Annotated in this window: 2 protein-coding genes and 1 pseudogene; all 3 read left to right on the plus strand. The window is 28.3% G+C overall.

The genetic code is table 11. The features are described 5' to 3' along the window. The first annotated feature begins 393 nt into the window (after positions 1-393). On the plus strand, positions 394-1,530 hold the full coding sequence (locus ABCM86_RS05030) for a chorismate mutase (protein WP_307993767.1): 1,137 nt from the start codon (positions 394-396) through the stop codon (positions 1,528-1,530). A 97-nt stretch (positions 1,531-1,627) separates the two neighbouring features. After that, positions 1,628-2,665 (plus strand): 3-deoxy-7-phosphoheptulonate synthase, encoded by a 1,038-nt coding sequence (gene aroF / locus ABCM86_RS05035; RefSeq protein ID WP_295677785.1) that lies wholly within the window; start codon positions 1,628-1,630, stop codon positions 2,663-2,665. Between the two features lie 96 nt (positions 2,666-2,761). Continuing rightward, positions 2,762-3,164, plus strand: a pseudogene (locus ABCM86_RS05040) (3-deoxy-7-phosphoheptulonate synthase); the annotation flags it as partial.

Consider the following 3,164-nt stretch of genomic DNA (forward strand, 5'->3'; position numbering starts at 1 on the left):
GTATAAGCTAATAATAAAAAGTATTTAGCTTATAAATATAAATTTTTGAAACTATATATTTAATCAAATAACAATAAATAGATAGTTTCATTTATAAAAATACTTTAAATGGAGGAAAAAATGATGAAAGTAATTAGAAAAGACTTTGCAAAATTATATAACTTTTTTTACTTTATGTTCTGGGGCTTTTATTTTAGCGCTGGATACTTTTACTGTAAAAATATAAAAAATAAATCTTTTCTAATGAGTTCATATTAATCTTAATTTAAAGGTTAAATCTTAAAATATGGAATTGGTAAATAATACTTATTTTATAAAAGAGGACTCTTAGGAGTTCTCTTTTTTTAATAACACATAGTAAATGATGCATTTAGATATAGGAAGGGTGATAGGATGGAGTTACTAGAAGACTATAGAGTAGAGATCGATAAAATAGATAGAGAAATAACACAATTATTAGAAAAGAGAATGAACGTTGCAAAAGCTATTTCTAAATATAAAATGGAAAATAACATGCAAATTTTTCATCCGGATAGAGAGAAAATGGTTATAGAAAAAAACAAGGGATATTTAGAAAATAAGGAGTATGAAGAATTAGTAGAAAGTTTTTATGATAACCTGATGTATTTGAGTAGATTAGTACAACAAAAAGAAATATATCCAGAAAATAAAATATATACTAAACCTTATAAAAATGATAGGGAAAACTTAGTAGTAGGATATCAAGGTGTAGCAGGCTCATTTGGAAATGAAGCTATGCTAAAATATTTTAAAAATATAAAAGAAGCTAAATCATATGAAAAATTTGAAGAAGTGTTTAAAGCCGTTGAAAGTGGGGAAATAGAATATGGAATACTGCCAGTAGAAAATTCATCAACTGGTGGAATTGGAACTGTAGAAGATCTATTAAAGGAATATAATTTATATATTGTTGGAGAAGAATGTATAAAAATAAGTCAAAATCTAGTTGGAATAAAAGGTGCTACAGTAGATGATATAAAAGAAGTTTACTCTCATCCACAAGGATTTGAACAAAGTACAAAATTTTTCGATAAGCATAAAAATTATAATTTAATTCCTTATTCTAATACAGCAATATCAGCAAAATTAGTATCTGATTTAAAAGATAAGAGTAAGGCAGCGATAGCATCTGAAAGAGCTGCAAAATTATATGATTTAAAAATAATTAAAAAAGATGTAAATGATTTAAAAAACAATTATACAAGATTCATTGTTATAGGTAGAGATTTAGAGTGTGATGAAACCTGTGATAAAGTAAGTATATTATTCTCAGTTGAAGATACTAGTGGAGGATTATATAATTTAATAAGAGATATTAAAGAATTTGGTTTAAATATGTCAAAAATTGAATCTAGGCCAAATAGAAATAACCCTTGGAACTATATATTCTTTGTAGATTTTGATGGAAATCTATTTGATGAAAATATAAAACAAGCGGTAAATGTAATTGCAAGAAACTCTAAATATTTTAAACTTTTAGGTTGTTATAGAGATATTAAGTGTAAATAAATTTTAAATTAATACACATATATATAAAAATAATCATTTAAAATAAAGAGATAAATATGACATTAAAAATATAAAATTTATTGTGGAGGATAAAGTTATGATAGTTGTATTAAAAATAGGATATACACAAGACCAATTAAATGAGATATTAAACTTCTTAAAAGTAAGAGGATTAAGAGTATCTATATCTCATGGGAAACAAATGTGTGTTATAGGAGTTATAGGCGATACTACATTAGTAGATCCAGATGAAATATTAGCTTTCTCATATATAGAAAAAGTTATGAATGTAAGCGAACCATACAAAAAAGCTAATAGATTATTCCACCCAGCAGACACTATTGTCGATGTAAATGGAAGTAAAGTCGGTGGAAATTTTGTAGGAATAATGGCAGGTCCTTGCTCAGTAGAAAGTGAAGAGCAAATAATAGAAGTAGCAAAAGCAGTAAAAAAATCAGGGGCAAACTTCTTAAGAGGAGGAGCTTTTAAACCGAGAACATCACCATATAGTTTCCAAGGTTTAGAACTAGAAGGATTAGAATTATTAAAAATAGCAAAACAAGAAACTCATCTTCCAATAGTAACAGAATTAATGTCTACAGCGTACTTAGATAAATTTGTAGAAGATGTAGATGTAATACAAATCGGTGCGAGAAACATGCAAAACTTTGATTTATTAAAAGAAGTAGGAAAAACCAAAACACCAGTATTATTAAAAAGAGGAATGAGTTCTACAATAGAAGAATGGCTGATGAGTGCAGAGTATATAATGGCTGGAGGAAATGAAAATGTAATTCTTTGTGAAAGAGGAATAAGAACATTTGAAACAGCGACAAGAAACACATTAGACCTAAGTGCAGTACCAGTTATAAAACAAAAATCACATCTGCCAATAATAATAGACCCATCTCATGCAACTGGGAAACGTGACTTAGTAGAACCACTTGCAAAAGCTGCTATGGCAGTTGGTGCAGATGGGCTTATGATAGAAGTACACAACAATCCAGAAAAAGCATTATGTGATGGAAAACAATCAATAAAACCAGATGCATTTGATAAAATAATGCAAACTGTAAAAAAATATGCAGAAGTAGAAGGTAAAGAGATAGTATTAGGAGATACAATAATACTATAAAAATAATAGAAGTTTTAAGGGGTAAATAATTAAATGTTTAAAATAATATAAAGCATTCAAAGTGGATGTGGGAGGAGAATAGATATGATAATAGTAATGAAACCAGGATTCACACAAGAAGAATTAAATGAAGTTGTTGAAGCAGTAGAAAGCAGAGGAGCAGCAGTCGATAAAATAGAAGGTATTGCAAGATCTGTATTGGGCTTAGTGGGGGATACATCATATATAGATTCAGATGAATTATTGACATTTAAATGTGTAGAAAAAATATTAAAAGTACAAGAACCATATAAAAAAGCTAATAAATTATTCCATCCAGAACCTACAATAGTAGATGTGAACGGAACAAAAGTAGGTGGAGGACATCTTGGAATAATGGCTGGACCTTGTTCTGTAGAAAGTGAAGAACAAATCGTAGAAATAGCAAAAGCAGTAAAAAAATCAGGGGCAAACTTCTTAAGAGGAGGAGCTTTTAAACCGAGAACATCACCATATAGTT

The sequence above is a fragment of the Clostridium sp. 2218st1_F5_2218SCRN_220325 genome (assembly GCF_039062665.1).
GTDB lineage: Bacteria > Bacillota > Clostridia > Peptostreptococcales > Peptostreptococcaceae > Intestinibacter.